The sequence below is a fragment of the Streptomyces sp. NPDC090994 genome (genome assembly GCF_044768905.1).
In the GTDB taxonomy this organism is placed as follows: Bacteria; Actinomycetota; Actinomycetes; order Streptomycetales; family Streptomycetaceae; genus Streptomyces.
The window spans coordinates 390,432-410,500 of sequence record NZ_JBIVWS010000001.1 but is presented as its reverse complement, the minus strand read 5'-3'; the positions used below and the strand labels follow the sequence as shown (position 1 = coordinate 410,500).

22 protein-coding genes and 2 pseudogenes are annotated in these 20,069 nt (G+C 72.6%); 10 read left to right on the top strand and 14 right to left on the bottom strand.

The annotated features are described in order from the left end of the window. Positions 1–36: 36 nt before the first annotated feature. Positions 37–942: an oxidoreductase gene (locus ACIQR3_RS01925; protein ID WP_403532820.1), complete on the top strand. Its 906-nt coding sequence runs from the start codon at positions 37–39 to the stop codon at positions 940–942. A 45-nt stretch (positions 943–987) separates the two neighbouring features. Here ACIQR3_RS01925 and ACIQR3_RS01920 read toward each other — a convergent pair whose 3' ends face one another. Continuing rightward, positions 988–1,893, bottom strand: a complete 906-nt coding sequence (locus ACIQR3_RS01920; RefSeq protein WP_403533946.1) for a DUF5829 family protein — start codon at positions 1,891–1,893, stop codon at positions 988–990. Positions 1,894–2,100: 207 nt separating this feature from the next. Continuing rightward, the gene (locus ACIQR3_RS01915; protein ID WP_403532818.1) at positions 2,101–3,012 is read right to left on the bottom strand and encodes a helix-turn-helix domain-containing protein; all 912 of its coding nucleotides are present in this window, start codon (positions 3,010–3,012) and stop codon (positions 2,101–2,103) included. Between the two features lie 207 nt (positions 3,013–3,219). Here ACIQR3_RS01915 and ACIQR3_RS01910 point away from each other — a divergent pair, with 207 nt between their 5' ends. Beyond that, positions 3,220–4,260 carry an NAD(P)-dependent alcohol dehydrogenase gene (locus ACIQR3_RS01910; protein ID WP_403532816.1) on the top strand — a complete coding sequence of 347 codons (1,041 nt, stop codon included), beginning with the start codon at positions 3,220–3,222 and terminating at the stop codon, positions 4,258–4,260. Positions 4,261–4,559: 299 nt separating this feature from the next. Here ACIQR3_RS01910 and ACIQR3_RS01905 read toward each other — a convergent pair whose 3' ends face one another. Beyond that, complete coding sequence (locus ACIQR3_RS01905; RefSeq protein WP_403532814.1) at positions 4,560–5,153, bottom strand: DUF4291 domain-containing protein; 594 nt, start codon at positions 5,151–5,153, stop codon at positions 4,560–4,562. 195 nt (positions 5,154–5,348) lie between these two features. Between ACIQR3_RS01905 and msrA the strand changes: the two genes are divergently transcribed. Then, positions 5,349–5,861, top strand: a complete 513-nt coding sequence (msrA, locus tag ACIQR3_RS01900) for a peptide-methionine (S)-S-oxide reductase MsrA (RefSeq protein ID WP_403532812.1) — start codon at positions 5,349–5,351, stop codon at positions 5,859–5,861. A gap of 72 nt (positions 5,862–5,933) precedes the next feature. On the opposite strand, the gene ACIQR3_RS01895 is transcribed toward msrA, so the two are convergent. The 4 genes and pseudogenes from ACIQR3_RS01895 to ACIQR3_RS01880 form a co-directional block, all read right to left on the bottom strand. Further along, on the bottom strand, positions 5,934–6,959 hold the full coding sequence (locus ACIQR3_RS01895) for a MerR family transcriptional regulator (protein WP_403532810.1): 1,026 nt from the start codon (positions 6,957–6,959) through the stop codon (positions 5,934–5,936). A 3-nt stretch (positions 6,960–6,962) separates the two neighbouring features. Continuing rightward, positions 6,963–7,640, bottom strand: coding sequence for a HEAT repeat domain-containing protein (locus ACIQR3_RS01890; RefSeq protein ID WP_403532808.1), 678 nt, complete (start codon positions 7,638–7,640; stop codon positions 6,963–6,965). 86 nt (positions 7,641–7,726) lie between these two features. Continuing rightward, positions 7,727–7,930 (bottom strand): annotated as a pseudogene (locus ACIQR3_RS01885) (DUF4291 family protein); the annotation flags it as partial. Positions 7,931–7,948: 18 nt separating this feature from the next. Then, complete coding sequence (locus ACIQR3_RS01880; protein ID WP_403532806.1) at positions 7,949–8,326, bottom strand: winged helix-turn-helix transcriptional regulator; 378 nt, start codon at positions 8,324–8,326, stop codon at positions 7,949–7,951. 104 nt (positions 8,327–8,430) lie between these two features. On the opposite strand from ACIQR3_RS01880, the pseudogene ACIQR3_RS01875 reads away from it, so the two are divergent. After that, positions 8,431–9,099 (top strand): annotated as a pseudogene (locus ACIQR3_RS01875) (NADPH-dependent F420 reductase); the annotation flags it as partial. Positions 9,100–9,300: 201 nt separating this feature from the next. Here the strand turns inward: ACIQR3_RS01875 and ACIQR3_RS01870 are convergent. Then, positions 9,301–10,419 (bottom strand): hypothetical protein, encoded by a 1,119-nt coding sequence (locus ACIQR3_RS01870; RefSeq protein ID WP_403532804.1) that lies wholly within the window; start codon positions 10,417–10,419, stop codon positions 9,301–9,303. A gap of 122 nt (positions 10,420–10,541) precedes the next feature. Here ACIQR3_RS01870 and ACIQR3_RS01865 point away from each other — a divergent pair, with 122 nt between their 5' ends. Then, the gene (locus tag ACIQR3_RS01865; RefSeq protein ID WP_403532802.1) at positions 10,542–11,696 is read left to right on the top strand and encodes a cystathionine gamma-synthase; all 1,155 of its coding nucleotides are present in this window, start codon (positions 10,542–10,544) and stop codon (positions 11,694–11,696) included. Positions 11,697–11,700: 4 nt separating this feature from the next. On the opposite strand, the gene ACIQR3_RS01860 is transcribed toward ACIQR3_RS01865, so the two are convergent. From ACIQR3_RS01860 to ACIQR3_RS01850, 3 genes are all read right to left on the bottom strand, one after another. After that, a complete protein-coding gene (locus ACIQR3_RS01860; protein ID WP_403532800.1) occupies positions 11,701–11,949 on the bottom strand; it encodes a hypothetical protein in 249 nt (82 codons plus the stop codon). Between the two features lie 76 nt (positions 11,950–12,025). After that, positions 12,026–12,538 carry an RNA polymerase subunit sigma-70 gene (locus tag ACIQR3_RS01855; RefSeq protein ID WP_403532798.1) on the bottom strand — a complete coding sequence of 171 codons (513 nt, stop codon included), beginning with the start codon at positions 12,536–12,538 and terminating at the stop codon, positions 12,026–12,028. Between the two features lie 130 nt (positions 12,539–12,668). Beyond that, positions 12,669–13,193 (bottom strand): MarR family winged helix-turn-helix transcriptional regulator, encoded by a 525-nt coding sequence (locus ACIQR3_RS01850; RefSeq protein ID WP_215164614.1) that lies wholly within the window; start codon positions 13,191–13,193, stop codon positions 12,669–12,671. A 147-nt stretch (positions 13,194–13,340) separates the two neighbouring features. Here ACIQR3_RS01850 and ilvA point away from each other — a divergent pair, with 147 nt between their 5' ends. The 3 genes from ilvA (at position 13,341) to ACIQR3_RS01835 (ending at position 16,652) form a co-directional block, all read left to right on the top strand. Beyond that, a complete protein-coding gene (ilvA, locus tag ACIQR3_RS01845) occupies positions 13,341–14,570 on the top strand; it encodes a threonine ammonia-lyase (RefSeq protein ID WP_403532796.1) in 1,230 nt (409 codons plus the stop codon). Positions 14,571–14,806: 236 nt separating this feature from the next. Beyond that, the gene (locus tag ACIQR3_RS01840; protein WP_403532794.1) at positions 14,807–15,790 is read left to right on the top strand and encodes an ATP-binding cassette domain-containing protein; all 984 of its coding nucleotides are present in this window, start codon (positions 14,807–14,809) and stop codon (positions 15,788–15,790) included. Between the two features lie 55 nt (positions 15,791–15,845). Beyond that, a complete protein-coding gene (locus ACIQR3_RS01835; protein WP_403532792.1) occupies positions 15,846–16,652 on the top strand; it encodes an ABC transporter permease in 807 nt (268 codons plus the stop codon). A 135-nt stretch (positions 16,653–16,787) separates the two neighbouring features. Here ACIQR3_RS01835 and ACIQR3_RS01830 read toward each other — a convergent pair whose 3' ends face one another. The 3 genes from ACIQR3_RS01830 to ACIQR3_RS01820 all read right to left on the bottom strand — a co-directional run bounded on the left by ACIQR3_RS01830 (position 16,788) and on the right by ACIQR3_RS01820 (position 18,733). Beyond that, positions 16,788–17,456 (bottom strand): NADP-dependent oxidoreductase, encoded by a 669-nt coding sequence (locus tag ACIQR3_RS01830; protein WP_403532790.1) that lies wholly within the window; start codon positions 17,454–17,456, stop codon positions 16,788–16,790. 202 nt (positions 17,457–17,658) lie between these two features. Further along, complete coding sequence (gene greA / locus ACIQR3_RS01825; protein WP_215164619.1) at positions 17,659–18,156, bottom strand: transcription elongation factor GreA; 498 nt, start codon at positions 18,154–18,156, stop codon at positions 17,659–17,661. A 178-nt stretch (positions 18,157–18,334) separates the two neighbouring features. Further along, positions 18,335–18,733: a DUF4307 domain-containing protein gene (locus ACIQR3_RS01820; protein ID WP_403532787.1), complete on the bottom strand. Its 399-nt coding sequence runs from the start codon at positions 18,731–18,733 to the stop codon at positions 18,335–18,337. Between the two features lie 204 nt (positions 18,734–18,937). On the opposite strand from ACIQR3_RS01820, the gene mca reads away from it, so the two are divergent. Together mca and ACIQR3_RS01810 are read left to right on the top strand one after the other, a co-directional pair. Continuing rightward, positions 18,938–19,819 carry a mycothiol conjugate amidase Mca gene (mca, locus tag ACIQR3_RS01815; RefSeq protein ID WP_403532785.1) on the top strand — a complete coding sequence of 294 codons (882 nt, stop codon included), beginning with the start codon at positions 18,938–18,940 and terminating at the stop codon, positions 19,817–19,819. Beyond that, the gene (locus ACIQR3_RS01810; RefSeq protein ID WP_403532783.1) at positions 19,812–20,069 is read left to right on the top strand and encodes a hypothetical protein; all 258 of its coding nucleotides are present in this window, start codon (positions 19,812–19,814) and stop codon (positions 20,067–20,069) included. Before mca ends, ACIQR3_RS01810 begins: the two co-directional genes overlap by 8 nt.

Below are 20,069 nucleotides of genomic sequence, written 5' to 3'. Positions count from 1 at the left end.
TCGCCCCACGGCACCACCACACCCCAGGAGCAGCGGATGACCGCATGGACCGCCGACCACATCCCCGACCAGCACGGCAGGACCGCCGTCGTGACCGGCGCCAACTCGGGGCTCGGCCTGGTCACCGCGGCCGAACTGGCCCGCCGGGGCGCCCGCGTCGTGCTCGCCGTACGGAACACCGCGGCCGGCGAGGAGGCCGCCCGCCGGATCGGCGGCGCCACCGAGGTCCGCGAACTGGACCTGGCCTCCCTCGCCTCGGTCCGGGCGTTCGCGCAGCGGCTGGCCGCCGACCACCCGGTGATCGACCTGCTGGTCAACAACGCGGGCGTGGTGCTGCTCGGCCCGCGCCGCACCACCGCCGACGGCTTCGAACTGCACCTCGGCACCAACCTGCTGGGCCAGTTCGCGCTGACCGGCCTGCTGCTCGGCCCGCTGGCCGCCGCGCCCGCGGCCCGGGTGGTCAGTCTCAGCTCGATCACCCACAAGACCGCGCACCTCGACTTCGACGACCTCATGTTCGAGCGGGGGTACCGGCCCGCTCCCGCCTACGGCCGCTCCAAGCTCGCCACCACGGTCTTCGGCGTCGAGCTGGACCGCCGGCTGCGCGCCGCAGGCTCGCCGGTCGTCAGCGTGCTGGCCCACCCCGGTCTCACCCGCACCAACCTGACCCCGAGGGCGTGGGAACACCGCGGCCGGCTGGGGCGGCTGATCGCGTCGGCCGGTCTGCTGGCCACCCAGCCGGTGGAGCGGGGCGCGCTGCCGCAGTTGCGCGCGGCGACCGAGCCCGGTGTGCGGGGCGGCCGGTTCTTCGGGCCGGCCGGGCTGTGGGAGACCCGGGGCCGGGTCACCGACGCGCGGCTCAGCGAGGAGGCGGCCGATCCGGCCGTCGGCGCACGGCTGTGGGCGGTGGCCGAGAAGCTGACCGGCGTCAGCTACCTGTGAACCCGGCCGGCCCGCCCGGCGACACCGGTGACGGCCCGGCCGCCGCTACTCCACGCCGCCCGCGAAACTCCACGCCGCCCGGGCCCCCGGCCCGACCACGAGCGTGGAGTTCCCGATCCGCTCCACGTGCCGCTCGGCCACCGGCCGGTCGAGGGCGAAGCCGAGGGACCGCAGCCCCGCCCGATCGCGGGCGACGGCGTCCAGCCGGATCCTCGTGGTGCCGTCGTCCGCGACGACGCCGCCGCCCGCCACCGGACGCACCGCGAACCCGCCCGCGCGCAGCAGCGGCACCGTGTCGGCCAGGTCCCCTTCCGTCACGCCGATGCGGACGGACGTCACGTCCCGCATCAGGTGGTCCCGGTAACCGTCGGAGAGGTACCGCTCCCGGCCGACGTCCCCCGGCCCGCTCGCCGGCTCCGTGTTGCCGCGCGGGTCGGCGAAGTACTCGGGCCGGTACTCCATCCCCCACGCCCCGAAGGCGTCGTACCGGGTGTCGGTGAACACCGCGTCGAACCACGGCACCGGCACCCCGTCCCCGAAGTCACGGGTCTGCTGGAACTCGACCGGCTCGGGGACGCCGTACTGCGGCAGCCGCTCGACGACCTTCGCCAGGTCACCGGCGCGCTCGACGGACACCCCGAGCCCGGCGGAGCCCAGCGTGCCGTCCTGGCCGGGCAGGTCGCCCACCCCGAACAGCTCGACGTACGTCTCGCGCCCCATCAGGTAACGCCCGGTCCACGTCCGCCCGTCCGCCCCGGTCGTGGTCCGCACCTGGAAGTCGGCGAACTCCCGCAGATACGCCGAGCCCTCGATCGCGTCGGCGGTCTCCCGGTCGAGCACCCCGTACGCGTGGTTGAAGTACAGCAACGGCTCCTCGCCCGCCCGCGCCGTCACCCCACTCGCGACCACCCCCGTGAGTGCCACGGCGAATATCATGACTACTCGTAACATTCCGCGAAGCAGCATGGACGCGAGGGTAGTTGACCGGCAGCCGGCGCATCGAAGACATCCGGGATTCCCCGTCCACCTGCGGCCTCACCGGCCGGTACCACCCGACGGCCATGCTGCTGAACGGCATGGACGTGGCCACGTCCCGCAGCACGCTGCGGGGTTTCGCCGTATCGGGAGACCTTGCGCCGGCCCGGACGGACCGACGCGTCAGGCCGGCCGTGCCGCGGTCGTCTCCGCGCTCCAGCTCGCCAGCAGGCGCAGCGCGTCCGCAGACGGGGAACCCGGCTCGGCGTGGTACGTGATCAGGGACTGGTCCGCGTCGTCCACCAGGCGGAACGTCTCGAAGGACAGGGTCAGCTCCCCGACCAGCGGATGCCGCATCCGCTTGACGCCGTGGCTCTTCTCCTTCACGTCGTGCGCGGCCCACAGCCGCCGGAACGTCGCGCTCTTCATCGACAGCTCCCCGACCAGCGAGGCCAGCAGCGGGTCGTCGGTGTGGCAGCCGGCGTCCATCCGGAGGTAGCCGACGATGTCGGACGCCTTCCCGTCCCACTCCACGAACAGCTCGCGGTAGTCCGGCCGCAGGAACACCAGCCGGGCCCAGTTCCGCTCCAGGGCCGGCATCCGGTCCCAGTCGCCGAAGAGGGCCGAGGCCAGCGGGTTGTAGGCGAGGACGTCGGTGCGCCGGCCGGTAATGTACGCCGGGACCGTGTCGATCGAGTCCAGCAGCTGCCGCAGCGCCGGCCGCACCTGCTGGGCCCGCACCGCGTGCCTGCCCCGCTGCTGCTTCGGCTTGGCCAGGTGGGTCAGGTGCGCGCGCTCGGCGTCGGTCAGCCGCAGCGCGCGGGCGATGGCCTCCAGGACCTCCGCCGACACGTTCCGCCCGTTGCCCTGCTCCAGGCGGGTGTAGTACGCCACGGACACCCCGGCGAGCTGTGCCAGCTCCTCCCGGCGCAGCCCCGGCACCCGGCGGGCCCGCCCGTACGAGGGCAGCCCGACGTCCTCCGGCTTCAGCCGGGCCCGCCGGGTGCGCAGGAACTCGCTCAGCTCGGCGCGCTGGTCCAGGCCCGGGACGGCCCCGGGTGCGGGGGAGGGTGCGGATACGGGCGGTACGTCCATGCTCTCCAGTATCCCCGTCCGTATTCCTGGACACGGGCGGTCGTACGCACAGGAGCCTGATCCTGTCAGTGGTACGCACGGCGGACGTACGCAGAACCGTGGTCTGGGTGGCAGCCGCCCCGGGCGGCACGCTGGATGACGCGCCCCGGCCGACCGGCCGGCCGGCGCTCCGCAAGACCCCGCTACGAAGATTCCGGAGAACCCGGCATGACCACTGTCGCCGCGTACGCCGCCCCCGCCGCCAAGGCTCCGCTGGAGCGCACCACCATCGAGCGGCGGGACGTCCGCGAGCACGACGTCCTGATCGACATCCAGTACGCCGGTATCTGCCACTCCGACATCCACCAGGCCCGCGAGGGCTGGGGCGAGGCCATCTTCCCGATGGTCCCCGGCCACGAGATCGCCGGTGTCGTCTCGGAGGTCGGCCCCGGTGTGACGAAGTTCAAGGTCGGCGACCGCGTCGGCGTCGGCTGCATGGTCGACTCCTGCCGCGAGTGCGAGAACTGCAAGGCGGGCCAGGAGCAGTACTGCGTCCGCGGCCAGATCGGCACGTACAACGCCATCGGCCACGACGGTGAGCCCACCTACGGCGGCTACTCGCAGAAGATCGTCGTCGACGAGGCGTTCACGGTCCGCATCCCGGACGGCCTGTCCCTCGACGAGGCCGCGCCGCTGCTCTGCGCCGGCATCACCACGTACTCCCCGCTGAAGCGCTTCGGCGCCGGCCCCGGCAAGAAGGTCGCCGTCGTCGGCCTGGGCGGCCTCGGCCACATGGCCGTCAAGATCGCGCACGCCCTCGGCGCCGAGGTGACCGTCCTGTCGCAGTCGCTGCGCAAGAAGGACGACGGTCTCAAGCTGGGCGCCGACCACTACTACGCCACCAGCGACCCGGCGACCTTCACCGAGCTGGCCGGCACCTTCGACCTGATCGTCTCCACGGTCTCGGCGCCCCTGGACTTCGGCGCGTACCTGAGCCTGCTGACGGCGCAGGGCACCCTCGCCAACGTCGGCGCCCCCGAGGAGCCGATCGCGCTGAACCTCTTCTCCCTCATCGGCGGCGGCAAGAGCCTGGCCGGTTCGATGATCGGCGGCATCGCCGAGACGCAGGAGATGCTGGACTTCTGCGCCGCGCACGGCATCGGCGCGGAGATCGAGCTGATCGAGGCGAGCCAGATCAACGAGGCCTATGAGCGGGTGCTCGCCAGCGACGTGCGCTACCGCTTCGTGATCGACACGGCGACGATCTGACCGACACGGCGACCGGTCCCCCGCGGCTGTTCCCCTCATGGGGACCGGCGGCGGGGGACCGGCCGTATGCCACGCTCTCGGCCGCTCTCGGCCAGGTGCCTCCCCGCGCTCCGGCCGTGCACAGGCCCGCCGGGGACTGAGCCGTTCGACGCCGACCCCGGAGGGTGTCCGGGCAGGCGGCGGTGCGTCAGGTCGAGAGCAGCGGCAGGGACAGGGCGGGGCCGGAGATTCGGAAGCGCTGCGCGAGAGCACCGACCCGCACCGCTGACGCCGCCCGGCGCGGCGGCCCGTGGCTCCGATCAGGAGTGCAGGTGCGCGAGGAGCCCGTCCGCGGCGGGGTAGGGCCGCTCCTCGGGCAGCAGCCGGTGCGCGGCGTCCGGATCACCGGCGGCGAGGTGCTCACGGATGGTGCGGGCGAGCGGGGTCACGTCACGGACGGAGACCGTCCACTCGTCCGCGTAACGCGGTACGGCCTCACCGGAGAGCCCGAGCTGCAGCGACCGGTAGGGCAGCGGCCGCGAACGCAGGTCCCGCTCGGGGTCCCACTGCACCCGGGCCGGCGAGCGCTTCAGCTCGCGCCGCCAGGCGTCGGGGCCGGCGTGCAGCCCGCGTACGTAACTCGACAGGCACGCGTTGCGCAGCGCCCACTCGAACCCGTCCCGCGTGATCTCGACGGCGAGCACGGTCTCCTGCCCGGGCTTCGTGGCCCAGCCGCAGCGGTACATCATCCACAGGAACGACGGCTTGATCCATGTCATGCGGTCGCGCTTCCACGCGGTGGGGAACCTCCCGTCCCGGGCGGCGGGCAGGCCCAGTTCCGGTGGGTAGGCCTGGTAGACGGTGATCGTCGACGGCCCGTAGGCCGCCCGGATCTCGCGCTGCGGTCGTTCCATGGAGTACAGCCTCGACGCGTCCCGCGCCGGTGGCCACCGGTTTTCTTCGCACCCGGGCGCACGTCGCGGTGGGCGGGCGCGGAATCGCGCGGGGTGCTCGTGCGTTGTGACGGGTGGCCGTGGGTGCCCGTGGTGTGTGAGCCGAGGGTCCCGAGTGATTCAGTGACACTGAAGTGACAGAGAGTGGAGGCCGCGATGGCCGCGCAGACGCAGAGGGCCGTGCTGGCGGGCGGATGTTTCTGGGGGATGCAGGACCTGATCCGCAAGCTCCCGGGCGTGACGGCGACCCGGGTCGGCTACACCGGGGGTGACGTGCCGAACGCGACGTACCGCGACCACGGGACGCACGCGGAGGCCATCGAGATCCTCTTCGACCCGGAGCAGACCACCTACCGGGCGCTCCTGGAGTTCTTCTTCCAGATCCACGACCCGAGCACCAAGAACCGCCAGGGCAACGACATCGGCATGAGCTACCGCTCGGCGATCTACTACGTGGACGACGAGCAGAAGCGGATCGCGGAGGACACCATCGCGGACGTGGACGCCTCCGGGCTGTGGCCGGGCAAGGTCGTCACCGAGGTGGAGCCGGTCGGCCCGTTCTGGGAGGCCGAGCCCGAGCACCAGGACTACCTGGAGCGTTACCCCGACGGCTACACCTGCCACTTCCCGCGCCCGGGCTGGCGGCTGCCGGCCCGCGCAGAGGGCTGACGCCTCGGGTCTCCGGCCCGCGCGGGGGCTGCCGGCCCGCGCTGCGGGCTGACGCCGGGGGATGCGCGACCGTCACCGCGCGTCGCGCAGCCGCAGGAGGTACGTCGCGGTGAGCGCGACCGCGCGGTCCGGGTCGGACGACAGCTCCACGAGGGCGCGGGAGGCCGTGGGCCCCGGGATGTCCGCCAGCGCCTGGGTCAGCCGTACCCGGGCGGGCGCCGCGGAGGTGTCCCGGGCCAGGCGGTCGGCCAGCGCGGCGGCGATCCGCTCCGCCGTCGCCGCGTCGCCCGCCAGCACACTCAGCGCGTCGGCCGCGTCGGTGTCGTTCCTGCCGTCCGTGATCATGTCGACGAGCGTGGGGACCGTGTCCGCCGCCCCCCGCGTCCCGAGCGCCAGGGCGGCCTGGCCGCGGACCACGGCGTCGGGGTGCGCGAGGGCCTCCCGCAGCCGGGCGGCGGCCCGGTCGCCGGGCAGCGCGGCCAGGGAGCGGACGGCCCGTTCCCGCACCGCGGCCACCGGTGAGCCGAGGGCGTCGGCCAGCAGCGCCGTACCGCCGTCACCGCCGTCCCCGTCGCCGTCGGCCGACCGGGCCAGCGCCCAGCGCAGGGCTCCGGCGACGTTCGGGTCCGTCTCGCTCAGTACCGCCTCGACCAGGGCTTCCACCGGCACCGGGACCTCGTCGCCCGAGGACAGGGCCGCGCGCTGACGGTCGGCGGCGCTCTTCGAACCCAGCGCCTGGAGGACCGCGACGACCTGGAGGACCTCCTCCCAGTCGGCGGGCTCCGCGGCGTCGATCCGGCGCAGCCGCGTCAGCAGCTCGGTCTCGGCCGCGATGCGCCGGCGTGTCTGCCGGATGAGGTCGTCGACGAGCGCCGAGGGCGTGAAGCCGGAATCGTCGAGCGCCCGCCCGATCTCGCGCAGCGACAGCCCCAGCGACCGCAGGCTCTCGATGTGGAAGATCCGCCGGATGTCCTCGCCGGAGTACTCCCGGTAACCGGAGCCCGTGCGTCCCGACGGCCGCAGCAGGCCCAGCGACTCGTAATGCCTGAGCATGCGGGCGCTGACCCCGGACCGCCGCGCCACCTCACCGATCAACACGCCCTATCGTCCCTCCTGACGGCCGGTTCCGCCCAGGGCCACGACGCGCTTCGCCTCCTCGATCGCGAACTCGAACCCCGCGTCCGGGTCGCGCAGCAGCCGTTCCGTGGCGAGCGCGTGCGCCTGTGCCTCCCGGTCGGAGCCGGCGGCCACGGCGCGCAGTGCCGGCGTCGCCGCCTCCCCCAGCGCGACCAGCGCCCGGCTGAGACTGAGCCGCGTCTCCCGCCCGCCGCGGCCGAGCTGCGTGGCCAGTACGGCGGCCAGCCCTGGCTCCTCGTCCTCCGGCACCAGCAGGACCGCGGTCCGCCAGGCGCTGCGCGCCACCTCGTCGTCGGCGTCGGTCAGCAGTTCCCGGGTGATCGCCGGCCACGCCCGCCGGTCCCCGATCTTGGACAGCGTGTGCAGCGCCTGACTCCGCGCCCGCGGCCGCTCGGAGCGGACCTCGCGGAGCAGCGCGGGGAGCGTCAGGGACACCGGGTGCCGGGTGAGCGCCCAGGTCAGCATGTCCCGGACGAAGAACTCGGGCTCGACCGCGCAGCGCCCGACGAGCGCGTCGACGTACCGCGGATCCGGCGCCGTACCGACGGCCAGAGCCGCGCTCAGCCGTACGGAGGCACGGTCGTCCTCCAGTGCTCGGAGGGCGCGCGGAGCCTCCTCCGTTTCCGGTTCTGTCGTGGCCATCGGGAACGCCTCCTCGGCAAGCGGTGTCAGGTGTCAGGTGTCAGGTGACAGGTGACAGCAGTGAACGCCCTGTCACCGTGTCAAGGTCAACGGGGACCTGCTGCCGATGGCCACAACGCGTCGAGCAGCCCCTCTCGGACCTCCGGCAGCAACCGGGCCGCGGCGTCCGGATCGCCGCCGCTCACGCGTGCGTGGATCTCGTGGGCGAGTGGAGTCACGTCCCGGACGGAGACCGTCCACTCGTCCGCGTACCGCCGGACAGCCTCGCCGGAGAGCCCGATCCGCAGCGACAAAGCGACAAGCCGTGTTCACAGACGTCTCGCGGTACTGCTCTCCTGAGCTTCGAGAAGTTCGTCACCGTGCTCGATCGCCCAGCGTCCGAGCGCCGTCATCGGGCCCTCGACCAGGCTCTGTCCCAAGCCGCTCAGGGCATAGTCGACGCGCGGTGGTGCCTCGGCACGGGCGTGGCGTTCGATCAGTCCGCTCGCGAGCAGACGGTGCAAGGAGTCGGTCAGGACCTTGTCGCTGATGCCGCCGATCGCGGCGTGCAACTCGCGGCGTCGGCAGGGTCCCGAGCGAAGCGCCGCCAGAACGACGGGATCCCAGGTATGGGCGAAGAGATCGGTGGCCGCGCGCAAACGGCAGTCGGCGACCAGCTCGTAGCAGTGGGCGTCGTGATCGGTCATCTCGCCGTCCATCATCGCGCGCCGGTCACGCACCGATCGGTGCGTGACGCCTTCCCTACGGTGGCCATGGCCACCCGACCGACCACTGGGGGAGAAGGTACAGGCAGATGCGCATCGGGATCCTGGGAACAGGGACATTGGCGGCGGCCCTGGGCGAGGGCTGGGCACGTGCGGGACATGAGGTGGTGATCAGCGGACGGTCGCAGGTCAAGGCGGAGAAGCTCGCGGAGCGGCTGGGAGGCGATGTGCTCGCTGTCGCACCGCGTGAGGCGGTCACCGGGCGCGATGCGGTGCTCCTCGCCGTGTCCTGGGACGGTGTCGAGGAGATGCTGGCAATGGTGGGCGCGTCCGACGGCGTGCTCCGAGGGATGCCGTTGATCGATCCCACGAACGCCGTAGCGCACGGCGTCGGCACTCTGCTCACCGGACACGGCGCGACGATGGCGGGGCGGATAGCCGGACTCGCTCCGGGAGCCCGGGTCGTGAAGGCGTTCCATCTCTTTCCCGCCGTCCAGTGGACAAGCCCGACCGGTGGAGGCCGGTCCCGTGTGACGGTGGCGATGTGCGGTGATGACGCGGCCGCCCTGCGCGTCGTCGGTGAACTGGTCCGTGACGTCGGCGGAGTCCCGGCGACCCTGGGGACGCTGGATCGCGTCCGCCAGTTGGAGGAGGTGGCGGGTTTCGTGATCGGCTTGGCCTTCGCGGGCTTCGACCCTGGCTCCGCCGTCCCCCACGTCCCCTCGAACGACAGGCACGCCGGCTCACCGGGGTAGGCGTGTCTCTCCCCAGGGGGCACAGCGTGCGGCCGGCGTATCTCCGTCCGCCATTGATGCACGGCTGCGGCAGCTGCCCCGGGGCAGGGTGCGTACACCGCGGAACTCCGCCTTCGACTTGTGCCGGTTACGCGGCGCCGGGTGGGGGCCGGTCGGACAGGAGACACCCGGCCCCACCCACCGGCAGCAGTCCCGGCGGGATCAGTGCGGCAGCGTCGCCGGGCTGCCCCCGTTGGCCTCGTAGCCCGCCACCGCCAGGGCCCGGTAGACCGCGAACTCGGCCGCCGGGTCGGCGGACAGGGTCCAGGGGAGGGCGCCGACGTGGCCGTCTATGTGCACCAGCTGGTTCATGGCCTCGGCCCAGCGCTCGCCGCGGACCAGGAAGAACAGCAGCAGATGGCGGACGTGCGCCGACATCGGGTCGTCGGGGCGGGCGCCGTGGACCGCGTGCAGCGCTCCGTGGACCGCCTTGGTGACGACCTCGCTCTGGTGGAAACCGCTCACCAGGTTGACCTCGGGCAGGTGCTCGAACACCGCGAACAGCGGCATCGCGGCCAGCAGGGAGCCCCGGGGCGCGCGGGCCGCCGCGGCCTCCGCGAAGGAGTAGGCCAGCTCCCGGGAGCCGTGCCACTTCTCGCACCAGTAGTGCAGAGCCGCCAGGTGCGCCCCCATGTGCGCCGGCGCGCGGTCGAGGATCTTCAGCCAGAGCTGCTCGAACTCCGCGCGCTCGTAGCCCAGGCCGCGGGCCACCGACAGCTCGATGATGTACGGCACCGGATCACCGGGGGCCAGCAGCGCCGCGTCGCCGCACGCCGCCCGCGCCTCCTCCATGATGATTCGGAACTCGTCCGTGCCCGGCGTCGACGTCCGCCACGCCTGCTGCACCAGGAACTCGGCGTGCACCGCCGCGCCGCCCGCTTCCTTGGGGTTCTCCGCCCGCCACACCCGCAGCCACTGGCCGCCCGGCGTGTCCGCGACCCCGCCCGGCCGCTCCTGCAACTCCAGCGCCGCCGCGCCCGCGAACGCCTGCACGCGCTGCCAGCGCCGCTCGCCCTCCGCCTCCGTACCGGCCAGGAGCTGCTGTGCCGCGCGGTAGTCCTGGGTGCGCTGGACCAGGTCGAGGACGTCGACCAGGTCCTGGTCGGGGCCGGGCATCCGGATGTCCAGCTCCTCCTCCAGGACGAAGCCGTAGTGCGCGGGGTCCGCGGCGTCCGGATGACCGGGCGGCACCTGCTCGATCATGCCGCGCCGGCGCCGGAAGACGGGGAGCAGCACGAAGCCGATCATGACCAGCGCCAGCAGGACCCAGAGAATCTCCATGCCTCAAGCGAACCAGACCACGCCGACAATTGGCCAACCTGCCCCCGAGCCTGTGGAAAACCCGCCCGGCCGTACGTCCCCGCGAACGTCGTGGACGCTCGCGGCGCACTACGCTCAGCCCCATGAGCGACAGGCACTTCAGTCAGCACTTCGAGACCCTCGCGATCCACGCGGGCAACACCGCCGACCCCCTGACGGGCGCGGTCGTCCCGCCGATCTACCAGGTCTCCACCTACAAGCAGGACGGCGTCGGCGGCCTGCGCGGCGGTTACGAGTACAGCCGCAGCGCCAATCCGACCCGGACCGCGCTGGAGGAGAACCTCGCCGCTCTGGAGGGCGGCCGCCGCGGCCTCGCCTTCGCCTCCGGACTGGCCGCCGAGGACTGCCTGCTGCGTACGCTGCTGCGCCCCGGCGACCACGTGGTCATCCCCAACGACGCCTACGGCGGCACCTTCCGGCTCTTCGCCAAGGTCGCCACCGGCTGGGGCGTGGAGTGGTCGGTGGCCGACAGCTCCGATCCCGCCGCCGTACGGGCCGCGCTCACCCCGAAGACCAAGGCCGTCTGGGTGGAGACGCCCTCCAACCCGCTGCTCGGCATCACCGACATCGCCGCCGTCGCCCAGGTGGCCCGGGACGCCGGCGCCCGGCTCGTCGTCGACAACACCTTCGCCACGCCCTACCTCCAGCAGCCGCTCGCCCTCGGCGCGGACGTCGTCGTGCACTCCCTCACCAAGTACATGGGCGGCCACTCCGACGTCGTCGGCGGCGCGCTGGTCGTCAGCGACCCCGAGCTGGGCGAGGAGCTGGCGTTCCACCAGAACGCGATGGGCGCGATCGCCGGGCCCTTCGACTCCTGGCTGGTGCTGCGCGGCGCCAAGACGCTCGCGGTGCGCATGGACCGGCACAGCGAGAACGCCACCAAGGTCGCCGACCTGCTCACCCGGCACGCGCGCGTGACGAGCGTCCTGTACCCGGGCCTGCCGGACCACCCCGGGCACGAGGTGGCCGCCAAGCAGATGCGGGCGTTCGGCGGGATGGTCTCCTTCCGGGTCCAGGGCGGCGAGGAGGCGGCCGTCGAGGTCTGCAACCGCGCGAAGGTGTTCACGCTGGGCGAGTCCCTGGGCGGCGTCGAGTCGCTGATCGAGCACCCGGGGCGGATGACGCACGCCTCGGCGGCCGGTTCCGCCCTGGAGGTCCCGGCCGACCTGGTGCGCCTGTCGGTGGGCATCGAGAACGCCGACGACCTGCTGGAGGACCTCCAGCAGGCCCTGGGCTGACCGGTCACCAGCCCGTCAGCGGCGGCGTCGTCCCGGACGGCGGCGCCACCCACGGCCGGGCGGTCAGCACCCAGACCGTGAAGGCCACGGCGGCGGTGAGGAGCAGCAGCCACAGCAGGCGGCGGGCGGCGGTCCGGCGGCGCAGCGCGCGGTCGCCGAGCCGGACGGCGTCGGCGTACAGGCCGGGCGGCACCCGGGGCGGCGACTGCTCCATGATCCGCCGTACCGCCGCCTCCCGCTCGGGCCGGTTCACGGCCGCCTCCCTCCGCCGCCGGTGCCCCCGGGGGCACCGGCGGCCCCGGCGGGAATCCGCCGTACGCGCGCGTGGCTCATGACGTCGCCCGCGCGCGGGGCCGCTCGGGTGCCGCCGCCCGGGCCGGCCGTGCCGCTGCGTGCAGCAGGGTCGCCGTGGCCCGGTCGCAGACCGCGCGGACCCGGTCCCGGTCCAGGCCCAGCAGGGCCGCGGCCTGCTCCTCGGCGACGCCCTCGTACAGCCGCAGGACCAGGATCAGGCGCTCCAGGGGACTCAGCGCGGCCAGTGGACCGGTCGGCCGCGGCCGGGTGCGTCCGGGGAGGCGGTGGCGGTGCCAGGCCCCGCGCGCGAAGCGGGTGGCGAGGTACTGGCGGGCGAGGTCGTAGGGGTCATCGCCGCGCAGCCGGTCCCAGCGCGCGTAGGTGTGGGCGAGGGAGAGCGTCAGGAGGTGCCGGGCGTGCGGATTGTCGTCCGGGGCCTCGGCCGTGAACAGGGTGGCGGCATGCAGCAGCCGCCCCGCCGCGCCCGCGACGAACGCCTCGAACTCCCGGGCCCGGCGGGCACCCCGCGCCGCATGCCGTTCGCGCACCGCGCCTCCCGCCTGCGGGCGACCCCGCCGGTCTCATCTGAGGGCAGCGGCGGCCCGGCGGTCAAGGGCCGGGAGCGCATCGGCCGTACGCGGCCGTGCCATCGGCCGTACGCGGCGTACCGAACGGTGCTCAGGAGACCGGCGGGGTCTCCGCGCCGGCGCTCGCCTGGGGGGCCATACGGGCGGACAGGGCGCCGTTGAAGCGCGTGAGGAGCGCGCAGAACGTCTCGCGCTCCTCCGGTGCCCAGTCCTGGGTGAGTTCGGCCATCAGTTGACGGCGGGAGGAACGCACCTCGTCCAGCCGGGACACCCCGCGCTGGGAGAGCTGGAGCACGACCGCGCGGCCGTCCTCGGGGTGCGAGGTGCGCTTGACGAGGCCGGTGTCGACGAGCGGGGCGACCTGCCGGGTGACCGTCGAGGAGTCGATCCCCATGCTCGCGGCGAGCGCCTTGACGCCCATCGGGCCTTCCTTGTCGAGGCGGTTGAGCAGCAGGTACGCGGCGCGGTCCATGGTGTTGCGCACCTGCCCGACGCCGCCGAGCCGGGTCTGCTCGGCACGACGGGCGAACACCGCGACCTCGTGCTGCAACGTGTCGAGGAGACCGGGGTCACCGGCGGTCGTCATGTCCATCGACATTTCAGGTGTTGTGGGCATGGCCGGAGGCTCACTTCGTGAAGGGCTGCTGGGTTGGGGGACAGGGTACGCGGCCCGGGCCCGGGGCGTGGGGGCGCTGCGCAAAGCCGGTCTCGGACGGTGGTCACGGAAGACGGGCGCGGCCCGTGAACTGCGATGCTGGATGTCATGAGCTACAGCACGGCTGACCTTTCGCGCCCCGTCACCCTCGACGATGTGCGCGGGGCCCAGAAGATGCTCTCGGGTGTGGCGCGGACGACGGCGATGGAAGGCAGCAGGTACCTGTCCCAGCTGGTCGGCGCGCCCGTGCACTTCAAGTGCGAGAACCTCCAGCGGACCGGCTCCTTCAAACTGCGCGGCGCCTACGTGCGGATCGCCGGCCTGCTGCCGGAGCAGCGGGCCGCCGGTGTGGTCGCCGCCAGCGCCGGGAACCACGCGCAGGGCGTGGCCCTCGCCTCGTCGCTGCTGGGCGTGGCCTCGACCGTGTTCATGCCGAAGGGCGCCCCGCTGCCCAAGATCAGCGCCACCCAGGAGTACGGCGCCGAGGTGCGCCTGCACGGCCAGGTCGTCGACGAGACGCTGGCCGCCGCGCAGGAGTACGCGCGGGAGACGGGGGCGGTGTTCATCCACCCCTTCGACCACCCCGACGTCATCGCGGGCCAGGGCACGGTCGGCCTGGAGATCCTGGAGCAGTGCCCCGAGGTCCGCACGATCGTGGTGGGCGTCGGCGGCGGCGGGCTGGCGGCCGGGATCGCGGTCGCGGTGAAGGAGGTGCGGCCCGAGGTGCGGATCGTGGGCGTGCAGGCCGAGGGCGCGGCGGCGTACCCGCCGTCGCTGGCGGCCGGGCGTCCGCTCTCCCTCGCCCAGCCGGTGACGATGGCCGACGGCATCCGGGTGGGGCGGCCCGGCGATGTGCCGTTCGGGATCGTCGGGGACCTGGTGGACGAGGTGCGCACGGTCACCGAGGACCAGCTGTCGGCGGCGCTGCTGCTGTGTCTGGAGCGGGCCAAGCTGGTGGTGGAACCGGCCGGGGCGAGCCCGGTCGCGGCGCTGCTGGCCGAGCCGGGGTCGTTCGAGGGCCCGGTCGTGGCGGTGCTGTCCGGGGGCAACGTCGACCCGGTGCTGATGCAGGGCGTGCTGCGGCACGGCATGGCGGCGCAGGGCCGCTACCTGGCGGTCCGGCTGCGGCTGACGGACCGGCCGGGCGCCCTCGCCACGCTGCTGGGGGTGTTGTCGGCGGCCGACGCCAATGTCCTGGACGTCAGCCATGTGCGGACCGATCCGCGGCTCGGACTGACGGAGGCGGAGGTCGAGCTGCACCTGGAGACGAAGGGTCCCGAGCACTGCGTCGAGGTCGGCCACGCGCTGCGCGACGCGGGCTACACGGTCATGCGGTAGGGCCGCGAGGAGGTTCCGCCGGGGGTCCAGCCCTCCGCACCCGGTCACTCGTCCGGGTGAGCCCATTGTGGGACGCGATACATCGCGATAGTGTGTGTCCGTGCCGCCGGTGCTCGTGGCACACGGTCCCGTGCGAACGCACGCGCGGAAGCGCAAGAACGCATACATAAAGAAAAGCGGGACCAGAACGGCAAATCTAGGCTTTCCGAAGAATCCCCGACGACGTGGAGACTCATATGCCTGGCGCCATCTACGCCGAGGGCCTGGTGAAGACCTTCGGCACTGTAAGGGCTCTGGACGGCGTCGACCTCGACGTCCCCGAGGGCACGGTCCTGGGCCTGCTCGGGCCGAACGGCGCGGGCAAGACCACCGCCGTCCGCTGCCTGACGACCCTGCTGCGCCCGGACCGCGGCAGGGCGGTCGTGGCCGGCCTCGACGTGCTGAAGCAGCCCGACGCCGTGCGCCACTCCATCGGCCTGTCCGGGCAGTTCGCGGCGGTGGACGAGTACCTGACCGGCCGGGAGAACCTCCAGATGGTCGGCCGGCTCTACCAGATGCGCGCGAAGGAGGCGAAGCGTCGCGCGGCCGAGCTGCTGGAGCAGTTCCACCTCTCCGACGCCGCCGACCGGACCACCAAGACCTACTCCGGCGGCATGCGCCGCCGGCTCGACCTCGCCGCCGCCCTCGTCGTCTCGCCGCCCGTGATGTTCATGGACGAGCCGACCACCGGCCTCGACCCCCGCAACCGCCAGCAGCTGTGGGAGGTGATCAAGCAGTTGGTCTCCGGCGGTACGACGCTGCTGCTCACCACCCAGTACCTGGAGGAGGCCGACCACCTCGCCCACGACATCGCGGTGGTCGACCACGGCCGGGTGATCGCCCAGGGCACCTCCGACCAGCTGAAGGCACGCACCGGCGGTGAGCGCGTCGAGGTCGTGGTGCACGAGCGCGAGCACCTCCAGGCCGCCTCGGAGGTGCTGCGCGGCTTCGGCAAGGGCGCGACCACGGTCGAGGACCACATGCGCAAGCTCACCGTCCCCGTCACCGGCGGCGCGAAGCTGCTCTCCGAGATCATCCGCGAGCTGGACACCCGCGGCATAGAGATCGACGACATCGGCCTGCGCCGCCCCACCCTCGACGACGTCTTCCTCTCCCTCACCGGTCATGTGGCCGAGTCCGGGGGAGCCGGCCAGGAGGGCGAACAGGAGACCGCCCGGTGAGCGCCGTCACCGACACCGCCCGCATGCGCCCGAGCCGAGGCAAGGAGTGCCCCGCATGAGCATGGTCGCCGACTCGCTGGTCATCGCCCGCAGGAACCTGATCCGGATGACCAGGATTCCCGAGATGGTCCTCTTCGGGATCATCCAGCCCGTCATGTTCGTCGTCCTCTTCACGTACGTCTTCGGCGGCTCGATGAGCGTCGGGGGGACCACCGACCCGGACATCTACAAGGACTTCCTGATGGCGGGCATCTTCGCCCAGACGGTCACCTTCGCCACCGCCGGCTCGGCCGCCGGCATCGCGGACGACATGCAGAAGGGGCTGGTCGACCGCTTCCGGTCGCTTCCGATGGCCCGGGGTGCCGTGCTGACCGGCCGGACCGTCGCCGACCTCGTCCAGACGTGCGTCACGATGCTCGTCCTCGCGATCGTGGCGCTGATCGTCGGCTGGCGCACGGGCTCGGCGGAGCCGACCAACGCCGGGAAGATCCTCGGCGCCTTCGGCCTGCTCATGCTGCTCGGATACGCCTTCACCTGGATCGGCGCCCTGATCGGCCTGTCCGTCCGTACCCCCGAGGCGGCGACCTCGGGCGGGATCATCTGGCTGTTCCCGGTGACCTTCATCTCGAACGCGTTCGTCGACTCCAGCCAGATGACTCCCTGGCTGCGGCACATAGCCGACTGGAACCCGTTCAGCGCGACCGTGCAGGCGGCGCGCGAACTGTTCGGGAACCCCGGCGTCGTGCAGTCCGACGCATGGCCCATGCAGCATCCCGTCTGGGCCTCGCTGATCTGGTCCGTCCTGATCATCGCGGTCTTCCGGACGCTCGCGGTACGCAAGTACCGCTCGGCCGACGGGTGAGCGCCCGCCCTTCGGCTGACATGGGGCCCGGAGCCGGCGCCGCTCGCGGACACGTGGCGGGGCCGGCGCCGCGGCTGTGCCGGGGGCCAGGCCGAGTGCCGTGGCCCTTTCCTTCCGGTGGCGGGGTTCGGTGAGTCAGGCGCCGGACGGGACGACGACGACCTTGCCGTGCACCGCGCCCTCGGCGGCGCGCGCGTGCAGCGCCGCCAGCTCGGCCAGCGGCACCCGCTCGGCGACGTCGACGCGCAGCTCGCCGCGGTCGATCGACGCCACCAACCGCGCCAGTTGGCCGGCGTCGCTGCGGACGAACAGGTCGATGCCCCGCACGTCGCGCTCCTCGTCGCTGGGGGCGGGCATCCACACCGTGGTGTTCACGACGGCCCCGCCGGGACGGACCAGGGTGACCAGCGCGGCCAGCTCGGCCGGGTCGACCGGTGCGAGGTTGAGGGCGAGGTCGACCGGTGCGGTCACCGCCGCGGCCACGCCGGTGGTGGTGTGGTCGACGACCTCGTCGGCACCGGCGGACCTGACCGCTTCGGCGCTGCGCGGGCTGGCCGTGGCGATGACGTGCGCACCGGCGTTCTTGGCCAGCTGCACGGCGTAGCCGCCGACCGCGCCGCCGGCGCCGTTGATCAGCACGCGTTGCCCGGCTGTCAGCTTGCCGTGGTCGAACAGGGCCTGGTACGCGGTCAGGCCCACCACGGGCAGCGCGGCGGCGTCCGCCAGCGGGACGCTCCTGGGCGCCGGGGCCAGGACCCCGGCTGGCGCGATGACGTACTCCGCGGCGGCTCCGGTGCCGGTCATCGGCAGGAAGCCGACGACGGCGCGTAGCCGCGGCAGCCGCCGGGTGTGCCCCGACGGGGGCAGGAGGCCGAGCCGTCAGGCGGGCCGGCGGGCGAACCGCGCCGGTGTCCGGCGGCCGGCGTGCCGAAGCCCCGGCGTCACATGACGAAGCCCCGGCGTCACGGGGACGCCGGGGCCGGTCACAGGGCCGTGGGGGACCGGATCAGCCGTTGTACGGCTCGGCCTTGAGGATCTTCACGGAAGCCTTCTTGCCGTTCGGCAGCTCGTACTCCGCGTCGTCACCGACCTTGTGGCCGGTCACGCCGGAGCCCAGCGGGGACTGCGGCGAGTAGGTCTCGATGTCGGCGCTCGCGTACTCGCGGGAGGCGAGCAGGAACGTCAGGGTGTCGTCCTCGTCGCCGTCGAAGGCGATGGTGACGACCATGCCGGGCGCCACGGCACCGTTGGCCGCGGGCGCCTCACCCACCTTGGCGGTCTCCAGGAGCTGGGTCAGCTGGCGAACCCGGAGCTCCTGCTTGCCCTGCTCCTCCTTCGCCGCGTGGTACCCGCCGTTCTCGCGCAGGTCCCCCTCCTCACGCGCCGCGGCGATCTTGGCAGAGATCTCCGTGCGCGCAGGACCAGTAAGGTAGTCAAGCTCTTCCTTGAGCTTGTTGTACGCCTCCTGGGTCAGCCAGGTGACGTTCTCGCTGGTCTGGGTCACAGGTGCTCCTCGTCCGTACTGGGAATACAAAGCATCGCCCTACCCAGGAACATGTTCCTCCACGGAAGGGCGAAACCACGAGCCTAACAATTGAGTGGCCAAAGGGGGAGGACATAAGCCACCAGTTTCCCGTCGGCGCAGGTCAGCCACGACGGAAACCGGAGAAGACCGGTCCGGGTCAGTCCGCGTGGCAGCCGAGCAGCTCCGCCGTCGAGCCCGGGGCCTTGGTCCGCAGGGTGACGACCTCGTCGAAGCGGGTCTCGTCACCGGTGAAGCGGAAGTCGGCCCGGCCGACCTCGGCGCCGTCCTCCGCCTGGGACCGCACGGTGCAGTAGCCGCTGACGCCGGCGTCCTTGTGCACCTCCAGGTGCACCTTGACCGACTTCTCGCCGGTCTCGAAGGTGATCACCTCGCCGCTGATCTCGCTCTGCGCCACGTAGTGGTAGCCGAACCAGCCGATCAGCGCGAGCAGGGCGACCCCGAGGACGGCGCCGACGACCTTGAGCGTGCGGTCGGCCTGAGCGTCCGAGGAGCGGCCGTAGCGGCTCTCGGGCGGGCGCGTCGTCGCCGTACTCATGATCGTCCTCTCGGCAGGAGCGGGACGGACGTCCCGGTAAGGGCCCCGGAGCCGGACCCCGGAATTATTCGCCCCCCGATTCGGTCACTATAGAAGCCCCCACCCGCCACCCGACCGCCGCCCCTCACGGACGCCCCTGCGGGGCGGCACCCATTGGACCGCGCCTGAAGACACCGGGGCGCCGACTTAACCGAGGATCGAGTCTTGACTGATCAGCTGCGACTGATGGCCGTCCACGCCCACCCCGACGACGAGTCGAGCAAGGGCGCGGCCACCATGGCGAAGTACGTGTCCGAGGGGGTGGACGTGCTCGTGGTGACCTGCACGGGCGGGGAACGCGGCTCCATCCTCAACCCCAAGCTCCAGGGCGACCCGTACATCGAGGAGAACATCCACGAGGTGCGCAGGAAGGAGATGGACGAGGCCCGCGAGATCCTGGGCGTCCAGCAGGAGTGGCTCGGCTTCGTCGACTCCGGGCTGCCCGAGGGCGACCCGCTGCCGCCGCTGCCGGAGGGCTGCTTCGCCCTGGAGGACGTCGACAAGGCGGCCGGCGAGCTGGTGCGCAAGATCCGCGCCTTCCGGCCCCAGGTGATCACCACCTACGACGAGAACGGCGGCTACCCGCACCCCGACCACATCATGACCCACAAGATCACGATGGTGGCGTTCGAGGGGGCGACGGACACCGAGAAGTACCCGGAGAGCGAGTACGGACCGGCGTACCAGCCGCTGAAGGTGTACTACAACCAGGGCTTCAACCGGCCCCGCACCGAGGCCCTGCACCAGGCGATGCTGGACCGCGGCCTGGAGTCGCCCTACGGGGACTGGCTCAAGCGCTGGAACGAGATCGAGCGGGTGGAGCGCACGCTCACCACGCACGTGCCGTGCGCCGAGTTCTTCGAGACCCGCGACAAGGCGCTGATCGCGCACGCCACGCAGATCGACCCCGACGGCGGGTGGTTCCGGGTGCCGATGGACCTCCAGAAGGAGGTCTGGCCCACCGAGGAGTACGAGCTGGCGAAGTCGCTCGTGGACACGTCCCTCCCCGAGGACGACCTCTTCGCGGGCATCCGGGACAATGCCTGACATGAGCGCAAGCGCAAGCCTGGCAATGACGCACCTCATCACCCTCGCCGAGGTGGACGAGGACAAGGTCACCCCCGGTGTCCTCGGCTTCATCGTCTTCGCGGTGATGGCCGTGGCGGTGTGGTTCCTGATGCGGTCCATGAACCGGCACATGGGCAGGGTCGACTTCAAGGAGGCCCCCGACGCGGAGCCGGAGGCGTCCGGCAAGGGCGGCCCGGGCTCCGGCCGGGCCGAGCCGCAGCGGGGCTGA